The organism is Photobacterium sp. AWH4_225, from assembly GCF_056158405.1.
Genome location: NZ_JBSWTF010000001.1, coordinates 2,320,846 through 2,339,003 on the forward strand (window position 1 = coordinate 2,320,846; position 18,158 = coordinate 2,339,003).

Here is an 18,158-nt window from a genome sequence, read left to right on the forward strand (position 1 = left end):
GCTATCTAGTTGTTTAGTTTCCAAACAAGGAAACATAGATATGACTTTTTCAATCATTAGAATGCCCCGACTCATAATATCTAATAATGATTTAGGGATAACACATTGAAATTTAATAAGGTTATTTTTCCGCTCCTAGCAATTGCCACACCTTTGACTACCAATGCAATGACTGCATTTGATACTCGAAGTGTCGGTATGGGAGGCACAGGGGTTGCCTCGGCAAACTATTTAACCTCTAGCTTCCATAACCCAGCCTTGAGCGCCGCCTATGGTGAGCGTGACTCATTTGGCATGATCCTACCAATGGTTGGCGCCCGAGTTCATGATGGTGATAACACCATAGATAAGCTTGATCATTTCCAAGATCTGGATGGCAATCTTGAGTCAGACCCAAGCGAGGAAGCACTTGAGCAGTGGCGCAATGCACTCCGTGATCTGGACGATGGGACCGTGAATGCTGAGGCTAACTTAGGGATGGTTTTCGCTATCCCTAATCGCTTCGTAAGTACAAACTTTTTTGTTAAGTCACAAGTTTCTGTGATAGCCGCATTTGATGTTGATGAAAATGACTTGACCTTGGATGACCCATCAAATGCAGAGCTAAATTCACGAGGACAAGCAATTGGTGGCGCGACAGTCGATGTCGGTTTTACCTTTGGTAAAGAGTTTGAGCTAAACGACAAACCGCTATACCTAGGTATTTCTCCAAAATACCAACGTATTTTCGCAGTCAATTACATAGAAGCAGTCGATGACTTTGATGATGAAGATTTTGACTGGGCTGATGAGTACGTTGAGAAATCAGCTTTTAACATTGATATCGGTGCTGCATACCAACTCAATGACAAAACAATGATTGGCCTGACAGGTCGCAACCTTATCAAGCAGACTCTCAAAGCCAACCCTCAGCATGGCATGAATGCAACCTATATTGTTAACCCCGAATACGTGCTAGGCGTTGCGCATAACCGTGGCTGGGTAAACCTTGCGGCTGATGTTGACCTCAATGCCAAGAAATACTTTAAAGAATATGGCTACAAAACCCAGTATGCTCGTTTAGGAGCAGAGCTTGACGCATGGGGCTGGGCACAATTTCGTATGGGTTACATGCATAGTATGACTGATTACGCCGATGACTTAGCTACCCTTGGCTTGGGCTTCCGCCCATTTGGTCTAATGGGTATCGACTTGGGTGCACAGGTCGGCAAGGATGACAATTACGGCGTCTCTGCCCAAATGACCCTTACCTTCTAATTTCCTCATAGGTAAACAAAAATAAAAAGGTCTAGCCACTTTGGCTAGACCTTCAATTTATTAACTCATTAAACCATTAGAAGCTGTAATCTAGGTTGATACCCCAGTTACGTCCTGGTTGAGTACGACGGTCAACACCTTCTGTCGATGCTGATGTACCTTCAAGATCTTGATACTGCCAGTACTTCTCATCAAAGGCATTGAACAATCCAGCACGAAGCGTTAGATCTTGAGTTGGACGGTAGTAACCGGTCAAGTCAACAACTGTGTAGCTTGGCGCTTCAAGGTTATCGCTATCTTCCCACTCATCTTTAGCCGCAACCGCAGTGACTGTTAGCGCCGTACCCCAGTTCTCAGAAGGGGCATCGTAACCAACGCCTGCAACCGTGGTAAATGGCGCGATAGTATCTAACGTGTTGCCTGTTTCACGATCTTCACCGTCAAGATATGCCATAGACAAACGCGCATAGGTTCCCATCGGAGCACCAAACGCTTCATCCAGCCACAAACTGCCTTTGAACTCAGAACCGTAGATACGTGCTTTACCGATATTTTCATTTCGGGTGACTTCTACGCTGCCATCCATTGTTGTTTTGCTTGAAATGAAGTTTTTGTAGTCATTGTAGAATACTGCTAACTCTACTGAACCTAAGTGGTTATTGGCACGGATACCGACTTCGTATGACTGACTTTCTTCGGGTTTCAGATCTGGATTCGCCTCGATGCGGTAGCCGAACATCGAATTATCTTTGTCATAATACATCTCGTAGATGGTTGGCGAGCGGAAGCCTTCACTGTACTGGGCGTAAGTGCTCAAGTTATTATTCCAGTGGTAGACGGCACCCAAGCGTGAGGTTAGTGCATCACTTTCGTGTTTTGATAGGCCAGAGCTGCTGTCAGGTGTCGCCTTGTAATCATCATAACGAAGGCCTGCCGTGACAACCATGCGGTCATCCATGAAGAACATTTGGTCTTGAACGAAGATAGCACGCTTCTCTGATTCAGAACTTGGTACTTCTTCACTGCCCGGTGTAACTGCACCGGTATCCAAGTTATAGTCAGTGTAAGATAACTTGAACTTGTCATTCGACGCTGCCACGCCGTAAGTGAACTCATGACGACTCGTTGCTAGTTCAACGGCTTTTTGCATCTGCAAGTCGAACTGCAGACTCTCATCTTTACCAGAACGGGCACGGTTTCGGTTACCTTTCGCTTCGGTGTGATCGAAGCTGTTGTGGTCGGTTTCACTTTCAGTCCAGTTCAAGCTCCACTCAAGGCTATCAAATGCTGCAAGATCAGCCTGCCACTCATGCTCAAAACCTAAGCGGTAGCGATCGTCTTTGTCTTCACCACGAACATTGGTGTAGATATAACCCGGCATACCACCGTCACGACCTTCACCAGAAAGAATGTCACCTTTTGCATCTCGGGTGTAGAACTCACCGGTTACCCCTATACGGTGAGCATCGTTAACTTGGTAAAAGGCTTTCGCCAGTACATTATGAGATTCAATCTTGTATGGGTCAGCAGCACCGCGATCAGGGCCAAGAATATCAGCGCCGTCACCATGAGTTTCTGTTTCATTGCCATCGCGATAGGTATAAATCACCATGGTTTCAAGATCGCCAGTACGGTTAGCTACCTCTACCGTAGCTTTGTACTGATCACTAGCACTCGCATAACCGGTTTTCAGCGCGACGTGAGTATCATCACCCGCTTCGAGCAAATCTTCTGGGTTCTTGGTACGCATCAGAACGGTACCACCCAAAGCATCGCTGCCGTAAAGCGTAGACGTTGGTCCTTTGTTTACTTCAATCGCCGTCAGTGTATCAACTTCAAAGGTATTTGAGTTCTTTCGCATTACATCAGCGCCAGGGTTGTAAGATGATGGTTGCTCTACCCCATCTACTAACACTTTCACTCGGCTACCGCTCATGCCACGCACGGTAAAATCTTCCATGCCAAATCGACCTTGGCCATTAACCTGCACGCCAGGCTCATACTTCAGCGCATCTTTAACATCGGTAGAAAGGTTTTGTTCGATATCTTCTGAAGAGACTTTCGATACTGAAGAAGGAATGTTTTTGATGCTTTGTTCAGAACGTGTTCCTGAAACAACCACTTCATCAAATACTGAAAAATCTTCTTGGGCGTGTAGTGAAGGTGAAAGTGCAAGCACCACTGAACTTGCCACTAAAGTAAGCTTGTAACTCATATTCCCTGCTTATTGATATTTTAGTTGGTAATGAAACTGGCAAGGATTATTACAAATACAAACGAGAATTACTATCATTATCATATATATTTTTCTTTCTAATGAGATCTTTGCTCAAATTTTCTCCAATAGTGCCCCTCCTCTCTATTCACTCTTATTTTCTTTGATAGAGTCTGCTGAGCTTTTATACTAGGCCGCGCCTTTTTGTGCCAATCGCCTAATTTTTAAGTCATTGAATAAAAGGTGCGATTTTTTCACTTGCCGCACAATGGGATCGCTGCTAATATTCGCGCTCGTTTTTACGACATTGAGTAAGGTCGCATTACTCAGTGAATTTAATTGAAAGAGTATTTAACATGAAATTTGAAGCAGTAGTACGTACTGACCTAGGTAAAGGTGCGAGCCGCCGCCTACGTCACGCAGGTAAATTCCCAGCAATCGTTTACGGTGGTGAAGCAGCTCCTGTATCTATCGAGCTAAACCACGACGAAGTGATCAACCAGATGGACAAGCCTGAGTTCTACGAAGGTATCGTTCTAGTGATCGACGGTCAAGAAGTTGCTGTTAAGCCACAAGACATCCAGCGTCACGCGTACAAGCCAAAAGTTGAGCACATGGACTTCAAACGCGCTTAATAGCCGTTGATTCATACTCAATAATAAAAAGCGCCTTAACGGCGCTTTTTTTATGTCTGCTGAACCCGTTTATTCATGCCTCAAAGCTTCAATTGGATCAAGCTGCGACGCCTTGAAAGCGGGATAGAACCCAAACCCTACCCCAATCATGGCGGTTGCCGTAATGCTCACTACAATGATCATCGGTGAAACCACCATCTGCCAACCCAAACCATGCTGAAGTACGACAACAGCCAATAAAGACAAAGCGATACCGATGAACGCCCCCAGTAAACACAGCACCACACTCTCTATTAAAAACTGAGTCAGAATATGCTTAGGCTTCGCCCCTACCGCCATACGTAAGCCTATCTCTCGAGTTCGCTCAGTAACACTTACCAGCATGATGTTCATCACCCCTATGCCACCGACCAGCAAGGAAACAGCAGCAACACCAGAGAGCAGTAACGAAAACACCTTGTTAGCTTCCGCGCGGGTTTGCAGCATCGCGGTCAGATTCATAATGGTAAACGGGCTTGGTAGGTGCGAGGCAACACGGTGTTTTTGCAATAGCAGGCGCTCGACCTCTTCCGCCACCATATCCATGTCTTTTTCGTCCTCGACCGACAATGTGATTCGGCTAACCCGGTTGGCATTATTATCATTTCGGCCAATTACCCGGCGGTTGGCCGTCGTCAGCGGCAAGATAATCAAATCATCTTGGTCCTGACCCCGAATATCCTGCCCTTTTTCATCTAAAAGGCCAATGATCCTCAAAGGCACCTTGTTGATACGTATCACTTCATCCAATGCGTAATCGGGATGGTCGAACAACTCTTTGGCAACCGTCTGGCCAATTAGAGCAACTTTGGCGTTGCGACGAAGATCCTCATCGGTAAAGGCTCGCCCCTGCGACACTTCCCAGTTACTGGCCGTCAAGTAATCAGCATTGGTACCTTGGATGGAGGTATTCCAGTTTTGGTTACCAAACACCACCTGTGCCTGGCCATGAACGTTAGCGCCTGCAGCAATAATTTCAGGTATTTCTGCTTTGATTTGCGTAACATCAGACATCGATAGCCTGTTAGTTGCACCAGCGGCAGACGACGCGCCACCGCTGCGGATAGCACCGGCTCGAACCATCAACAAGTTGGTACCATGACTTTCAATCTGCTTTTCAACCTCTCGCTGGGCACCCTCGCCGAGAGCAAACATAATCACAACGGCACTGATACCGATGATGATACCTAACGTGGTTAAAATAGAGCGCAGCAAATGTGTTCTTAGCGACGTAAGCGCAGTGATCAAAGTCGTCATGCTATCGCCTCCAAGTGGTTCTGCTGATCCAAAACCAACTTGCCGTCCTTGATGTGCAATATGCGATTGGCTTGGGCTGCGACCTCATTATCGTGGGTGATAATCACAATCGTCTGTCCCTGGCGATTAAGCTCCTTGAATAACTCGACAATATCTTCACTGGTTTTACTGTCCAGTGCCCCTGTCGGCTCATCGGCGAGCAAGATATCCGGCTGGTTGATCATCGCCCTAGCTATCGCAACCCGCTGCTGCTGACCGCCTGAAAGCTGGTTTGGGTGTGAATCCAGCTTATCCCCCAGCCCAACGAGCTCAAGGCAGTGTTTTGCCCTCTCATTAGCATCAACTACCTTTTGCTCCCGATACATCAGTGGCATTTTGACATTGTCCAACGCACTGGTCCGCGACAACAAGTTAAACTGCTGGAACACAAATCCGATATGACTTTGCCTGATTTCTGCCAACTGATCTTTGGACATTGAAGGCGTCGGCTTGCCGAGAATTTCAATATCACCCTGCTCAGGGGTCATCAAGCAGCCAATCACGTTCATCAAGGTAGATTTACCAGACCCTGATGGCCCGATAATCGCAACCATCTCGCCTTTGTTGATCTGAAACGTAATGTCATCCAGCACCTGAAAATGCTCTTCCCCAACAGGAAAACTGTGGCTCAGTGACCGACATACAATAGCGGCATCCATTAGCGGTTATCCCTCACCTGAGTGACGATCTGCATTCCTGAAATATCCGGACTCAACACTGATGAATAGCTATCGTCACTGACACCGAATTCGGCGTGAATGACTTCCAGCTCTCCGTTATTGAGTACTAGCAGCGGACCAACCTTAACTTCGCCATTGCGGATCCTTCGTTGCAATTCACGTTGCTCTTTGGTCAGTATTGAAGACAAGACTTTTTGCATCTGCTGACGCTGCTGCCTCATCGCAGTATTTGACTGCCCGCCTTGTGCAGAAGGCGAAGATGGCAACGCCTGTTTCAAGGCCTGCTTCTGATCATCAGTCAAGTTGAGGTGCGCAAAGCGAGAAAGAATATCACCCCGGCCTCCTTGTTGCTGGCTGCTCGGTGCATATCGGCTGGCCGCACGTACAGCTGCATTACTGACTCTTTGAGCATCACGAATGCTGTCGATGGAAATATCCAGGTTGGCGGTCATCCCCGGTAACAAGCTATTATTCGGGTTGCGCGCTGAGACAATGACGATATAGCTGATCACTCCACTATTATCTTGTGGCGCCTTGCGGATCTGGCTCACCTGGCCGCTAAACTGGCGCTCAGGATAAGCATCGACCGAAAACTGAACACTCTGATCCAGCTTCACCAAGCCGATATCGGATTCATCGATAAAAGCTTCAATCTCCATTTCCGACAGATCTTTAGCCAGGGTAAAAAGCTCTGGCGTGTTGTAACTCGAGGCGACGGTCTGGCCTGCCTCAACCGTTCTATTAATCACAAAGCCAGAAATCGGCGCGACAATTCGAGTCCGGTCCAAATCAATTTGGGCCTGCTTCAAGCTTGCTTCATTGGCAGCATGGGTTGCCCGCAGAATAGATAGCTGAGAAATACTTTGCTCCCAGTCCAGTTTGCTCATTTGGGAGTTGGTTTCAATCACATCAAGCGCATCTTCAGAGATACTCTTGTTATTATACAGAGTGCGAGACCGAGCCAGCTCTCTCACCGAACGCTGATAATTCAACTTGGCGCGCTCAATCATCAGCTTCTGCGCCTCAATATCAGCCGCGCTTTTATCCCTGAGCGCCTGTGTCTGAGCAACCTTCGCGGCAAAATATTCTGGATCGATTTCAGCCAGTAACTGGCCTTCTTCAACTGGATCGTTGAAATCTGCGTGGATCTTTATGATCTGGCCGGAAAGCTGTGCACCGACCACAACATCATTAACCGCCGTTAACGAACCCGTGGCACTGACGCGGTTGCTCACATTGCCGATAGTCACTTGTTCGGTGCGAAAAGTTTGGGCAGAAGTCTTATTCGAACTGAAACTATCTGGTGTGAGTGTATAGAAAGAGATCGCACCAACAGTGGCCAATGCGACAATAGATAAGGCAATTTTGGATCGCTTGGTTTTCATCAAGAAAGGTCCCAATATTTATTATTCTATTGAAAACCTTAACAACTGTAAGTGCATAGGAGAACGGGATTTACAGTGTTTTACTCACCAATCAAAAACAGAAACATTTTTCAGGAATAAATAAACTGCAGGAATAAACAGTAGGAATAATAAAACAATAAATATCAGAACAGTTCCTGCTGCGGGGAAGCATCGCTACCAGAATCACCTTGCATATTTTGCTGCGCTTTTGCTCGCATCACTCTTTGGTATCGCTGTTTACAAAGCCTGATGACATTGCGCTTCTGCTCATTAGTGAGTTGCTGCCAATAAAAACGCTCGTCACGACTACGAAAACAGCCTTTACAATAACCTCGGTTATTTGCCTGACACACCCCTACGCATGGGCTGGGGATAGTGAAAAAATCGAGTTGTTCCATTCCTCTCCCCCATTCTTTGTTGGGTAATGACTACTTATGATAATAATCCCTTGAAGCTTATTTCCCAAATCCAATAGCGGAATATAGATATAGCGATAATGTAGAGTTTAGAGCGAATTTTCTCACTCAGAATGAATGTCCATTCACAGCCTTGTACTTTTGCTGATAATTTTGCTAGTCTTTTGTGGTTATCAGGATAGATAGCGTTATCTACTATGCAGTCAAATCGTCTTTCCAGCGACTGCTGTTCAACCAGGAGGGAACCATGGATTTCTTTGTACCATCGGCATCTAGCCCGCAGCAAGCAGAAGCAGTATTCAACTCAATCGCCAACCACGTTTCTGCACCCGAGCAAAACCAACGCATTTACAAACTTGTTTGGCAACATGAAGGTGCCGAGTGTTCTTGTGAGATTGGCAAGCCGCTTCCTGAAGTTTTCAGAACCGACGAAACCGTACTGGCGATCTTCGAGTGTGATGAAGTATACAAAATCTGTACGCCTAATCGTGGTGCGATCAAGTTTGATCCTATACACGCGATGAAGACTTCTGTATCAAGCGTTGAATACTTCGGCTAAACCTGCCGAATATCAGATACAAAAAAACCGCATTAACATGCGGTTTTTTTATTGCTGTTATACGGTTACACCTGCTTCGGCAAAACTGGCCATATTGTTATAAAACTCTGCCGCGGCTTTTAACAATGGCACGGCGAGTACTGCACCGGTGCCTTCACCAAGTCTCATGGAAAGATCCAATAACGGCTCTGCATCTAATCGCTCCAACGCAATACGATGGCCTGATTCATGAGATTGATGGGCAAAGATAAGATAGTCACGACAACGAGGGTCAACTTGGTTTGCCAGCAATGCTGCCACTGTGACAATGAAACCATCGACCAATACTGGTACCCCTTGCTCAGCAGCTGCAAGGAAACCACCTACCATTTGTACAATTTCAAATCCGCCCAACTCTGCCAGTACAGTTTTCACATCAGTCGTATCACAACGTGCCGCACCTTGGCTTACCAAGCGCTTCTTCTTAGCCAGTTGCTCAGTTGACACTCCGGTACCATAGCCAACACACTGCTCAGCCGGCTCACCTGTTGCAGCTGCCAATAGCGCTGCTGCACTACTGGTATTACCGATCCCCATTTCACCGAACATGATCAGGTTGCAGCCTTGGTTGATCACACTTTCTACGACCTGCCGGCCCAATGTCATGCCTTGCTCAACCTGCTCCTTTGTCATGGCTGGCTCTACAGCTAAGTTAGCCGTCCGCTCGCCAAGACGTTGTTTCACTAGGAATGGAGTATCCTGCTCAACCGGTAGCAAAATGCCACAATCAATAACCTTGATCGCCACATCATTGGCACGACAAAAACAGTTAACCGCCGCACCACCTGCCAAAAAGTTCAACACCATCTGCTGGGTTACCGCGCTCGGGGCAATACTCACCCCTTCTTCAGCAATACCGTGGTCACCGGCAAAGACCAGAACAGTAGGTTGCTCAATAGCAATTTTATCTACTGCCTGCTCTTTACCTTGACTCTGGATCAAGGCTAGCTGGTGAGCGACTTTTTCCAACTGTCCCAAAGCCCCTAAGGGTTTAGTTTTTTGGTCTATGCGCTGATGGATCTCAGCGCTAAAACGGGTGTCAAACATGCTATATCCTTGCTGTATTTTTAAAATAATCCTAACTGCGGCGCGGTAATATCATCAAAATGCTTACCTATGAAAGGCAATATCCCATCGGCTACCGGCCTCAATTGCTTGTCGATGTAATGCTCGTAATCTATTGGACTTTGTTGCGCTTCAACTGGTTCAGGACCATTGATGGTAATCACATACTCAATCCAGCCACCATTTTGGTATTGCAGTGGACGTCCCTGACGCTGGTTCATTTCATCAGCCATTCGCGCCGCTCTGACATGAGGCGGCACATTTTTCTGATACTCCGAAAGGTTACGCCGTAACCGCTTGCGATACACCAGCACATCATCGAATTTACCGGCTCGTGTGTCTTCCACATACTGCCTGACGTATTCTTCGACTTCCTGATCATGAAAGACACGATAATAAAGCGTTTGCTGGAAGGTCTGCGCCAACCGGGTCCAGTCAGTCCTTACCGTTTCCAGCCCCTTGTAGACCATTTCCTCTTCGCCATTATTAATCACCAAACCGGCATAGCGTTTTTTACTGCCCGTCTCCTGACCACGGATCGTCGGCATCAGGAACTTGTGATAATGGGTTTCGTACTCCAGTTCCAGCGCCGAGGATACGCTGTACTCATCACGCAAATGCTCGGTCCACCAATGGTTGATATAAGCCACCAGCTCATGACCGATTTCATCAGCCTTGTCCGCCGAGTGTGCATGCTTAAGAGAAACAAAGGTCGAGTCGGTATCACCATAAATGACCTCGTAGCCTTTTGCTTCAATCAATTCACGAGTGGTTTTCATGATCTCGTGACCACGCATAGTGATCGACGAGGCCAAGCGATGATCAAAGAACCGGCAGCCAGATGATCCTAAAACACCGTAAAACGAGTTCATGATAATTTTGATCGCCTGTGAAAACGCTTTTTCACCGTCTCGCTTGGCTTGATCCCTTGCCGCCCAAAGCGATTCGATCATTTTCGGCAGGAAGTGTTTCGTCCTGTGGAAACGCCCCCCCCTGAAGCCGGCAATGGCTTGATCATCGTCTTTACCTTCTTCCTGTAGCAAGCCTTCTACCAAGCCAAGCGGGTCTATTCGGAAGGTACGGATGATGGAGGGATACAGAGACTTGAAATCCAGTACCAACACCGATTCATACAAACCAGGCTTGGAGTCCATCACATAGCCACCAGGACTGGCAATCCAATTTTCACTATCCAGGCTTGGGGCAACATAGCCAGCTCGGTGGAGCTGTGGAAGATACAAGTTAGTGAAAGCGGCTACCGAGCCGCCGACCCTATCTAGCTCAACACCTGTCAGGCAGCTCCTCTCGATAGCGAAGTCGAGCAAATGGGTATGGTCAAATATCCGCGACACCAGCTTACAATCTTGCAGGTTGTACTTGGCGAGTGAAACTTTATCTTCACGGAACATCTGATTGATTTCAGCCATTCGGTCGTGAACATTGTTGATATCCTTCCCTTCACCGAGTAATTCTCGTGACACAGACTCTAGCGACCAAGAGCGAAAATTGTAGGTGGCTGTTTTCAAGGTATCGATGCCGTCCAGCACCACCCGGCCAGGAATAGAAATAAACCCTTGGTTCGGGTTCTGGGTTGACTTTCGCCAATGTGGCGGCTGCTTGCCCCTTCCCATCCGTAGTGTGATCGCATTCCATTCTGCACGCTTGAACAACAAGCGGAAGTCGAAATCAATCACATTCCAGCCAATCACAATATCGGGATCGAACTCCAGGAACCACGCTTCTAGGGAAAGCAATAAATCCTTCTCGGAGTCCACCCACTGGATCCAGTCATGAGCCTCCTGATCGCAGGACGCATCCCCGACCATGATAACCCGACTGTCTTTATCGCTATGCAACCCAACCGAGTAAAGTACGCCTTTTTCCGAACACTCTATATCCAAAGAAACGACGGACAGCTGAGGTTTATACTCTGCCGCTTTGGCTTTGACCTGATGGTATTCCGCAAAACCCGCCTTTACACTTCGCTCTCCGGTAAAGGCAATGCTGCCACATATAAAGCGTTCCATCAAAAATCGGTCAGCTAGACGGATATCAGATTCAAATGCTTCTACACCGGCAGCAGCAAGAACATGAGGGAGTTGGAGACTGTCCTTTATTGACTGGCAATAACAAGCAGCCATAAGGTCATGTTGGAAGTTTTTAAGCGTAAGTGGCTTCCAATCAACACGTATACCTGCCTTATGGAGCTCTGCTTGGGCCACGGCTTGATCTTGCTGACGAATAAAGCACACTGGTTTATCGTTGCTGACCACCAGCCTTGCCGGACCATTTTCGGTGCTAACCCAAAGCACAATCTCTGTTTGGCCGCGAACATCACGGCTTTGCCTTGTTAATACAAAGCCTTTTGACTGAGTTTGCAAAAAAACCTCATTAGCTTGCTGGTAAACGCTTAACCAATCTTACGTTCAATCTTATCAAATTCAGAGACGATCCACTGACCAAAGTCATTGATCATAAATAGCACGGCCTTTTTCGGGACTTGTTTTCCTGAAACAAGAAGAAACAAGCGCTCAATCGCCACCTCTTGTTGCGGATAATACAAAAGAAATTGTTGTGCGGCTTGTTCGATGGATAAAGCTAACTTACCTGAGCGATGAAAAACCAAAGAGTAACAAGACCAAATCATCTTTTTAGCAAGCTCTCGACAAAAGCTCAGGTAGTGAGATACAACCCGGGTGGCCATGATTTTCCTTCGGTAATCATTCAGTTGCTCCTCCAAATCTTGGTTCATCGACTTGCCGATATCCCAACTTGGCTCAAAACAGCCAAACCGACTGGAGAGATCATCACCATAAACGCACATACAGCAGTGTTTAAACCAGAAGCCCCACTTGAAAATCGTTGCGATATCAAGCGCCTCACTTTTTTCCAACGTCGTAACGTTTATTGCAGTCACTTGGAGACTTTGATGTTCAATTCGGCCAATGATGCTATTGAGTACGGCTTGCTCGGATACAGTTAGCGGTTGTGATACCACCATGGTGACATTCAGATCCGACTTTCCCGGCACAGCCTGGAGTCGTGCAACGCTCCCGGCAATATACAGACTGTGTAGTCCTGAAAAGCAATGCTTGAACAGATGAACAACATCATCCACCACGGCACCGAATACTGGTTGAAGCGATGATGGACAATCAAATGCAGGTAAAGCACGTGTCACTGTGATCCCTCTAACGATTTTCTAACGGATTAAATTATATCAAATCACAGGCTAACAATACCCAACCACCGCGCTAGTTGGACAATAAACGCTCATCATAATGACAGATAATTGTCATTCATATAAATCAAACCGACAATATAATGACCAGACGACAAAATATTCACAAATTTACACATTTCCATGTAATTAAGCATGAAACTATTATAGTATTCGCGTACTTTTTCGCTTTCACTCAATATAATGAATATAAAGAATCAGTTTTTTATTTTTATTTGTATGTTATTCATAGGCTTAGTGACATTCTTTGCCTATATTAATGCCTACGCGACAGAAAAGTCAGAAGATACTGCTAAAGTATTAATGTCATCAATAGATACTGAAATCACTACAATCGAAAAACAATTAACAACGATAACCGATTTATATCCAGATTGCAGTGAAAAAAGCCGTCAAGCTCTTGAAAATATTACACTAAACAATAGCGTGCTTAATGAAGTTATCTTCATTAGAAGCGACTCTATGATTTGTAGCGATCGCAGCACAACGCTGACGAAGGAAGAAATTGCCGATCTGGAAATAGAAAAGCTAGAGCCCGGCGAGCATTATGCTACATATCAAATGCATGATATTAAATCTGGCAAAACTGCTATTTTCTTCATGATGTATATCGACTCTGGCTGGTATCAGATCCGCTTTGAAAAAAATTATTTAGAGCTGTGGTTAAAAGAAATATCCAGTCATCATGAAGTATATTCATATATCTACGATAAGCATCGTAAATATTTTTCAAATATTGATGACATTAATTCACGGGAATCCATATTTTATAAAACCATGATATCGTCTTCACGCTATCCGGTGGGAATTTCTGTCGGCTATACCAAAGAGCTGTTGTTAGATCTGGTTTGGTCATATTTATCTACTGGTATCCTGTTGATCGTGGCTAATGCGTTCGGTATCTCGCTACTCGTCCATTGCTTCTTTTTCAAACGTGTTCCTTTGTACACGGAAATCCAAAAAGGTATCTATAACAGAGAGTTCTATGCTGAATATCAACCAATAGTCTCGGCCCAATCAGGTCAGTGGATCGGCGCAGAGTTACTGGTGAGATGGCTTCACCCGAAGAAAAAGAGAGTCATGCCTGATGAATTTATTCCGGCGGCTGAAAAGTCAGGGCAAATCAACGAAATCACCTTACAACTGATAGAGCAAGCCGCGCAGGATAAAGCCAGAGCGGTATTGATTGATAAGCCCTTTTATCTATCGATCAATGTAACGGCATCCATGATTGCATCCCCTACATTTGTCGGCTCTGTCATTGAACTACTCAAACGCTATCCGCTTATGCAAAACGGGGTGGTCATGGAATTCTCCGAACGAGAGAACTTTTCGAACACTGATGTATCCTTGCTGCAAAACGGTATGCAAGCGTTGCGCGATCACGGGATCAAGTGGGCGCTCGACGATTTTGGTACTGGCTATGCTGGTCTTTCTACCCTACAAGCACTGAGCTTTGACATAATCAAGATTGACCGCGCGTTTGTTGCAGCCTCAGTGACGGATTCAGTCACGCACTCGATTCTCGGCAATATTGCTCAAATTGGCCATACACTCAAATGCCAGCTTATCGCTGAAGGGGTCGAAACCCAAGAGCAAGCCCTGCATGTACAGTCACTGAACATTCAAAGCTGCCAAGGTTTTTTCTATGCGAGGCCTATGCCATTTGAACGTTTTTTAGCTAAATTCAAAATACATTCAACACCTGCCTCAGAAGTCAGCCATTCTGTGCAGGAAATTGTTGGTGTTTAGCGATAACCGTGATAATTTTCGATTTTTACCAACAGAAAGATATAGCCCATGCCAAGAGCTAGTGAAATTAAGAAAGGTTTTGTCATTGTTACCGGTGGTAAAACGTTGTTAGTCAAAGATATTGAAGTTACAACGCCTGGCGGCCGTGGCGGTACAAAAATCTACAAAATGCGTTGTACCGATCTAACAACAGGTCACCGTGTTGACGAGCGTCTTAAAGCTGACGATGTGGTAGATACTGTTGAGATGACAAAGCACCCTGTTGCTTACTCATACGCTGAAGGCGAAAACATCATCTTCATGGATACAGAAAACTTCGATCAGTACACCTTCAACGCCGAAGAAATTGCTGATGAAATGCTGTTCATCACTGAAGATACACAAGGCCTACATGTCATTCTTGTTAATGACAAAGCAGCTGGTCTTGAGCTACCGTCTGCGGTTGAGCTTGTTATTGAAGAAACTGACCCTTCTATCAAAGGTGCTTCAGCGTCTGCTCGTACCAAGCCTGCACGTTTCGCGACGGGTCTAACAGTACAAGTACCTGAATACATCTCTACTGGTGAGAAAGTTAAGGTCAACGTTCAGGAACGTAAGTTCATGAGCCGCGCTGATTAATTAATCTGCACAAAACTATTTTTATGAGGGAAGCTTGAGCTTCCCTTTTTTATTACGCATATTTCTCAAAATAGCTGAAACTTGCACCTTCATATCGCTTGGGTATACTTCAGTTTCAATTTACAAATGACAGATAGAGTTCATGGACACACCAAACCTAATTTCTTATGACGACGTTATCGATGCCGCCTACGATATCTTCCTGGAGATGGCAGCTGATAACCTAGAGCCTGCCGACGTATTGCTTTTCACCATGCAATTCGACGAGCGCGGTGCTGCAGAGCTGGTCGAAACTAAAGATGACTGGGCTGAGCACGTAGGCTTTGACGTTGACAAAGAAGTGTATGCTGAAGTGCGTGTTGGTCTGGTCAATGAAGAAAATGACGAGCTGGACGATGTTTTTGCCCGTCTTCTTGTGAGCCGTGATCCTGACAACAAGTTCTGCCACATCTTGTGGAAGCGTGACTAAGTCAGAAACTAATTTGAAGTACAAAAAAGGCGGAACCCACTAATGGGCTCCGCCTTTTTCTATAATGTCAGCTTACACCAGAACCGGAGTATCACGACGGTTACTATGTCGAACCCACAGTAGGCTAAGAACAACCAAAATTGCCATCACGGTCATTACCGCACCGAGACTGTACTGATCTTCTGCTCGCATCATCGATGCAGCCAATGTTGCCAATCCTGCGCCAAGGTTCTGTAGTCCCCCCAGCACGGCTCCGGCAGTTCCTGCATGATGTGGAAACGGCTGGATAGCTGCCGTTGTTGCGGCAGGAAACAATACACCGGCACCAATGAAATAGACAAACGCCCCACCAATTAAAGAGCTAACAGTTACCAAACCTGCCATACCCGGAATAAAGATAGCCAGCGCACCTGCAATGATCGCCAACATACCCAAATACATTACACGGGTGTTGCCAATCTGTTTGGCCAGTACCGAAGACAACCAAGAACCAGCCAGATAACCAGGTAAAGGCAAGATAAACAATAAACTTACCGTCTTCGGATCCAGCTTAAGCACACTACCCAGCAATACGCCTGCCGCGGCTTCAAATACCGCAATACCTGCGAACGTTGCAATCAGACATAGCACGTAACCCTGAAATCGACGGTTACCTAGTACATAACGGTAGCTCACCCAGACTCGTTCGTGACGGCGGTTCTCTTTCGGCAACGTTTCGTCAAACTTAAACATCATTGCAATCGTCACTAGCGTACCGAAAATCAATAAGAACCAGTAACTTGCCTGCCATTCGAAAGTTGAAGATAGGTAGCCACCCAGTACCGGAGCGATCAATGGTGAAAAAATCACGCCCATACTTACCAAACTGTTTGCACGGTGAAGCTGATCGCCATCAAAACAGTCTCGGGTGACAGTACGGCACATTGCACCGCTACAGCCTGTTCCCATTCCCTGCACGAAGGTTGCCACAAGGAACCACTCAAAGTTCGGTGAGAATAATGCTGCAATCGAACCTACAAGGAAAATCACCATTCCCACGATAATCACTGGTCGACGACCGACTCTGTCGGATAAAGGACCATAAATAAACTGCGACAAACCATACGGGATCAGATACGCCGCCATCACTGCTTGTAAATATGCCGATTTAACTGAGAAAAAATCCGCCATCGCTGGAATAGAAGGCACATACATTGTCTGAGTCATTTGACCCACAGCCGCAAGAATGATTATTAAAAATAACAATCTTGCCATGCTTGAAGAAGTTGATTGCTGTTTCACAGCCAATATCCTCATTACAGAATAATATTTTGGGAAACTGCGCCACCTTTGATGAATTTCATTAACAAATAAAATTTAATGCTATTTTTTGGAGTTAGCGCGGGGTATACATTCGAGGAGTTAAGGATGATCAGATTCAACCCCTGATTTGATGAGCGGAATATTATAGCTGAACACTAATCATGGCAAGCAGTTAGCACTGGGTGTAGCACGATTGTTTATTATCAATCGCATTAGAAAAAATAATGGATTATTGCGCTATTCTGTCTACTGATTATCTATCACTTTAAGTCTACTCGCTCCATTATCCTTTCATGAGTGAATAAAATGTCAGATTTTAAGCAAAAAAAACCCTGCAAAAGCAGGGCTTCGAAGTCATTGATTTTTGGATTAATCAAAGTGGAAACGGTGCTTACCGTGGGCCGCTTTGGTTTTTAGGTAATTTTCATTACCATCTTTCAGGTGCGCTTTAGTGCCCACCACTTCGCTAATCACAATACCCAGCGCTTCAAGCTCGCGAATCTTCTTCGGATTATTGGTGATCAGGCGAATTTCTTTCAAGCCTAACGCCGTTAGCATGTAAGCCGCTTCAGAGAAATCACGAAGATCATCACCAAAGCCTAGGTGGTTATTCGCTTCATAGGTATTCATGCCTTGGCTTTGCAGCTCATAAGCATCAATTTTGTTATAAAGGCCAATTCCACGACCTTCTTGGCGTAGATACAGTAGTACACCGCCCTGCTCACCCATCTTTTCGATGGTTTCATCCAGCTGTTCGCCACAGTCGCAACGTGAAGAATGGAAAACATCACCCGTTAGGCATTCGGAATGCATACGCACAAGTGGCGGTATAGAGCGCTGATCGGCATTCTGGAAAATCACAGCGACATGTTCTTTGCCTGACTCTAACCCGTTAAATGAAAGCAGTTCAGCAGGAATATCACTTCTTTGACCGACTTTAAAAGGCACACGGGCCCTTACTTTAACCATGTTGTTCCTAAGTACTTCTACAGTCAAACCAGTAGCAGCAATCAACTCGACACAAGCCTAACGGTTAAGGCTATAGGCTTACTGTTTGACTGACTATTCTTTACACAACACCCAGCGGTGGAATACTCGATAGTAAAGCTATCGCTAAGGCATTACTCTTTTACTCGGGTTGATAGCCCACAATGATATCTAAAATTATC

At 45.8% G+C, this 18,158-nt stretch carries 15 protein-coding genes and 1 pseudogene; 6 read left to right on the plus strand and 10 right to left on the minus strand.

Annotated elements, in window-relative coordinates:
- Window positions 1-105: 105 nt before the first annotated feature.
- Window positions 106-1,257 (plus strand): conjugal transfer protein TraF, encoded by a 1,152-nt coding sequence (locus ACXAD4_RS10950; protein ID WP_475241314.1) that lies wholly within the window; start codon window positions 106-108, stop codon window positions 1,255-1,257.
- A 76-nt stretch (window positions 1,258-1,333) separates the two neighbouring features.
- Here the strand turns inward: ACXAD4_RS10950 and ACXAD4_RS10955 are convergent, their stop codons facing one another.
- The gene (locus ACXAD4_RS10955) at window positions 1,334-3,472 is read right to left on the minus strand and encodes a TonB-dependent hemoglobin/transferrin/lactoferrin family receptor (protein WP_475241316.1); all 2,139 of its coding nucleotides are present in this window, start codon (window positions 3,470-3,472) and stop codon (window positions 1,334-1,336) included.
- Window positions 3,473-3,828: 356 nt separating this feature from the next.
- Between ACXAD4_RS10955 and rplY the strand changes: the two genes are divergently transcribed.
- On the plus strand, window positions 3,829-4,107 hold the full coding sequence (gene rplY / locus ACXAD4_RS10960) for a 50S ribosomal protein L25 (protein WP_107298375.1): 279 nt from the start codon (window positions 3,829-3,831) through the stop codon (window positions 4,105-4,107).
- A gap of 69 nt (window positions 4,108-4,176) precedes the next feature.
- On the opposite strand, the gene ACXAD4_RS10965 is transcribed toward rplY, so the two are convergent.
- The 4 genes and pseudogenes from ACXAD4_RS10965 to ACXAD4_RS10980 all read right to left on the minus strand — a co-directional run bounded on the left by ACXAD4_RS10965 (window position 4,177) and on the right by ACXAD4_RS10980 (window position 7,926).
- Window positions 4,177-5,403 carry an ABC transporter permease gene (locus ACXAD4_RS10965; RefSeq protein WP_475241317.1) on the minus strand — a complete coding sequence of 409 codons (1,227 nt, stop codon included), beginning with the start codon at window positions 5,401-5,403 and terminating at the stop codon, window positions 4,177-4,179.
- Window positions 5,400-6,020, minus strand: a pseudogene (locus tag ACXAD4_RS10970) (ABC transporter ATP-binding protein); the annotation flags it as partial. The gene ACXAD4_RS10965 and the pseudogene ACXAD4_RS10970, both read right to left, overlap by 4 nt.
- An 80-nt stretch (window positions 6,021-6,100) precedes the next feature.
- A complete protein-coding gene (locus ACXAD4_RS10975; RefSeq protein ID WP_475241318.1) occupies window positions 6,101-7,507 on the minus strand; it encodes an efflux RND transporter periplasmic adaptor subunit in 1,407 nt (468 codons plus the stop codon).
- A 164-nt stretch (window positions 7,508-7,671) separates the two neighbouring features.
- Window positions 7,672-7,926 carry a DUF1289 domain-containing protein gene (locus ACXAD4_RS10980; protein ID WP_475241320.1) on the minus strand — a complete coding sequence of 85 codons (255 nt, stop codon included), beginning with the start codon at window positions 7,924-7,926 and terminating at the stop codon, window positions 7,672-7,674.
- A gap of 265 nt (window positions 7,927-8,191) precedes the next feature.
- Here ACXAD4_RS10980 and ACXAD4_RS10985 point away from each other — a divergent pair, with 265 nt between their 5' ends.
- A complete protein-coding gene (locus ACXAD4_RS10985) occupies window positions 8,192-8,503 on the plus strand; it encodes a hypothetical protein (protein WP_475241321.1) in 312 nt (103 codons plus the stop codon).
- Window positions 8,504-8,560: 57 nt separating this feature from the next.
- Here the strand turns inward: ACXAD4_RS10985 and cobT are convergent, their stop codons facing one another.
- The 3 genes from cobT to ACXAD4_RS11000 are packed head-to-tail and all read right to left on the minus strand — an operon-like array spanning window position 8,561 to window position 12,788.
- Window positions 8,561-9,589, minus strand: coding sequence for a nicotinate-nucleotide--dimethylbenzimidazole phosphoribosyltransferase (gene cobT / locus ACXAD4_RS10990; RefSeq protein WP_475241323.1), 1,029 nt, complete (start codon window positions 9,587-9,589; stop codon window positions 8,561-8,563).
- 20 nt (window positions 9,590-9,609) lie between these two features.
- Window positions 9,610-11,988: a DNA polymerase II gene (locus ACXAD4_RS10995; RefSeq protein WP_475241325.1), complete on the minus strand. Its 2,379-nt coding sequence runs from the start codon at window positions 11,986-11,988 to the stop codon at window positions 9,610-9,612.
- Between the two features lie 29 nt (window positions 11,989-12,017).
- Window positions 12,018-12,788, minus strand: coding sequence for a nucleotidyltransferase domain-containing protein (locus ACXAD4_RS11000; RefSeq protein ID WP_475241327.1), 771 nt, complete (start codon window positions 12,786-12,788; stop codon window positions 12,018-12,020).
- Window positions 12,789-13,031: 243 nt separating this feature from the next.
- Between ACXAD4_RS11000 and ACXAD4_RS11005 the strand changes: the two genes are divergently transcribed.
- The 3 genes from ACXAD4_RS11005 to ACXAD4_RS11015 all read left to right on the plus strand — a co-directional run bounded on the left by ACXAD4_RS11005 (window position 13,032) and on the right by ACXAD4_RS11015 (window position 15,687).
- The gene (locus ACXAD4_RS11005) at window positions 13,032-14,600 is read left to right on the plus strand and encodes an EAL domain-containing protein (protein ID WP_475241328.1); all 1,569 of its coding nucleotides are present in this window, start codon (window positions 13,032-13,034) and stop codon (window positions 14,598-14,600) included.
- Between the two features lie 48 nt (window positions 14,601-14,648).
- Window positions 14,649-15,218 (plus strand): elongation factor P-like protein EfpL, encoded by a 570-nt coding sequence (gene efpL / locus ACXAD4_RS11010; RefSeq protein WP_317521795.1) that lies wholly within the window; start codon window positions 14,649-14,651, stop codon window positions 15,216-15,218.
- 142 nt (window positions 15,219-15,360) lie between these two features.
- The gene (locus tag ACXAD4_RS11015; RefSeq protein WP_107298386.1) at window positions 15,361-15,687 is read left to right on the plus strand and encodes an HI1450 family dsDNA-mimic protein; all 327 of its coding nucleotides are present in this window, start codon (window positions 15,361-15,363) and stop codon (window positions 15,685-15,687) included.
- Window positions 15,688-15,759: 72 nt separating this feature from the next.
- Here the strand turns inward: ACXAD4_RS11015 and emrD are convergent, their stop codons facing one another.
- Both emrD and ACXAD4_RS11025 read right to left on the minus strand, forming a co-directional pair.
- Window positions 15,760-16,941 (minus strand): multidrug efflux MFS transporter EmrD, encoded by a 1,182-nt coding sequence (gene emrD, locus ACXAD4_RS11020; RefSeq protein WP_475242761.1) that lies wholly within the window; start codon window positions 16,939-16,941, stop codon window positions 15,760-15,762.
- Window positions 16,942-17,358: 417 nt separating this feature from the next.
- On the minus strand, window positions 17,359-17,958 hold the full coding sequence (locus ACXAD4_RS11025; protein ID WP_107298387.1) for a GTP cyclohydrolase II: 600 nt from the start codon (window positions 17,956-17,958) through the stop codon (window positions 17,359-17,361).
- Window positions 17,959-18,158 lie beyond the last annotated feature (200 nt).

What these genes read in the sequence shown, in the direction of transcription:
- ACXAD4_RS10955 (WP_475241316.1), bottom strand. Translation starts at nt 3,472, where the DNA reads ATGAGTTACAAGCTTACTTTAGTGGCAAGTTCAGTGGTGCTTGCACTT.
- rplY (WP_107298375.1), top strand. Translation starts at nt 3,829, where the DNA reads ATGAAATTTGAAGCAGTAGTACGTACTGACCTAGGTAAAGGTGCGAGC.
- ACXAD4_RS10965 (WP_475241317.1), bottom strand. Translation starts at nt 5,403, where the DNA reads ATGACGACTTTGATCACTGCGCTTACGTCGCTAAGAACACATTTGCTG.
- ACXAD4_RS10975 (WP_475241318.1), bottom strand. Translation starts at nt 7,507, where the DNA reads ATGAAAACCAAGCGATCCAAAATTGCCTTATCTATTGTCGCATTGGCC.
- ACXAD4_RS10980 (WP_475241320.1), bottom strand. Translation starts at nt 7,926, where the DNA reads ATGGAACAACTCGATTTTTTCACTATCCCCAGCCCATGCGTAGGGGTG.
- ACXAD4_RS10985 (WP_475241321.1), top strand. Translation starts at nt 8,192, where the DNA reads ATGGATTTCTTTGTACCATCGGCATCTAGCCCGCAGCAAGCAGAAGCA.
- cobT (WP_475241323.1), bottom strand. Translation starts at nt 9,589, where the DNA reads ATGTTTGACACCCGTTTTAGCGCTGAGATCCATCAGCGCATAGACCAA.
- ACXAD4_RS11005 (WP_475241328.1), top strand. Translation starts at nt 13,032, where the DNA reads ATGAATATAAAGAATCAGTTTTTTATTTTTATTTGTATGTTATTCATA.
- efpL (WP_317521795.1), top strand. Translation starts at nt 14,649, where the DNA reads ATGCCAAGAGCTAGTGAAATTAAGAAAGGTTTTGTCATTGTTACCGGT.
- ACXAD4_RS11015 (WP_107298386.1), top strand. Translation starts at nt 15,361, where the DNA reads ATGGACACACCAAACCTAATTTCTTATGACGACGTTATCGATGCCGCC.
- emrD (WP_475242761.1), bottom strand. Translation starts at nt 16,941, where the DNA reads ATGGCAAGATTGTTATTTTTAATAATCATTCTTGCGGCTGTGGGTCAA.
- ACXAD4_RS11025 (WP_107298387.1), bottom strand. Translation starts at nt 17,958, where the DNA reads ATGGTTAAAGTAAGGGCCCGTGTGCCTTTTAAAGTCGGTCAAAGAAGT.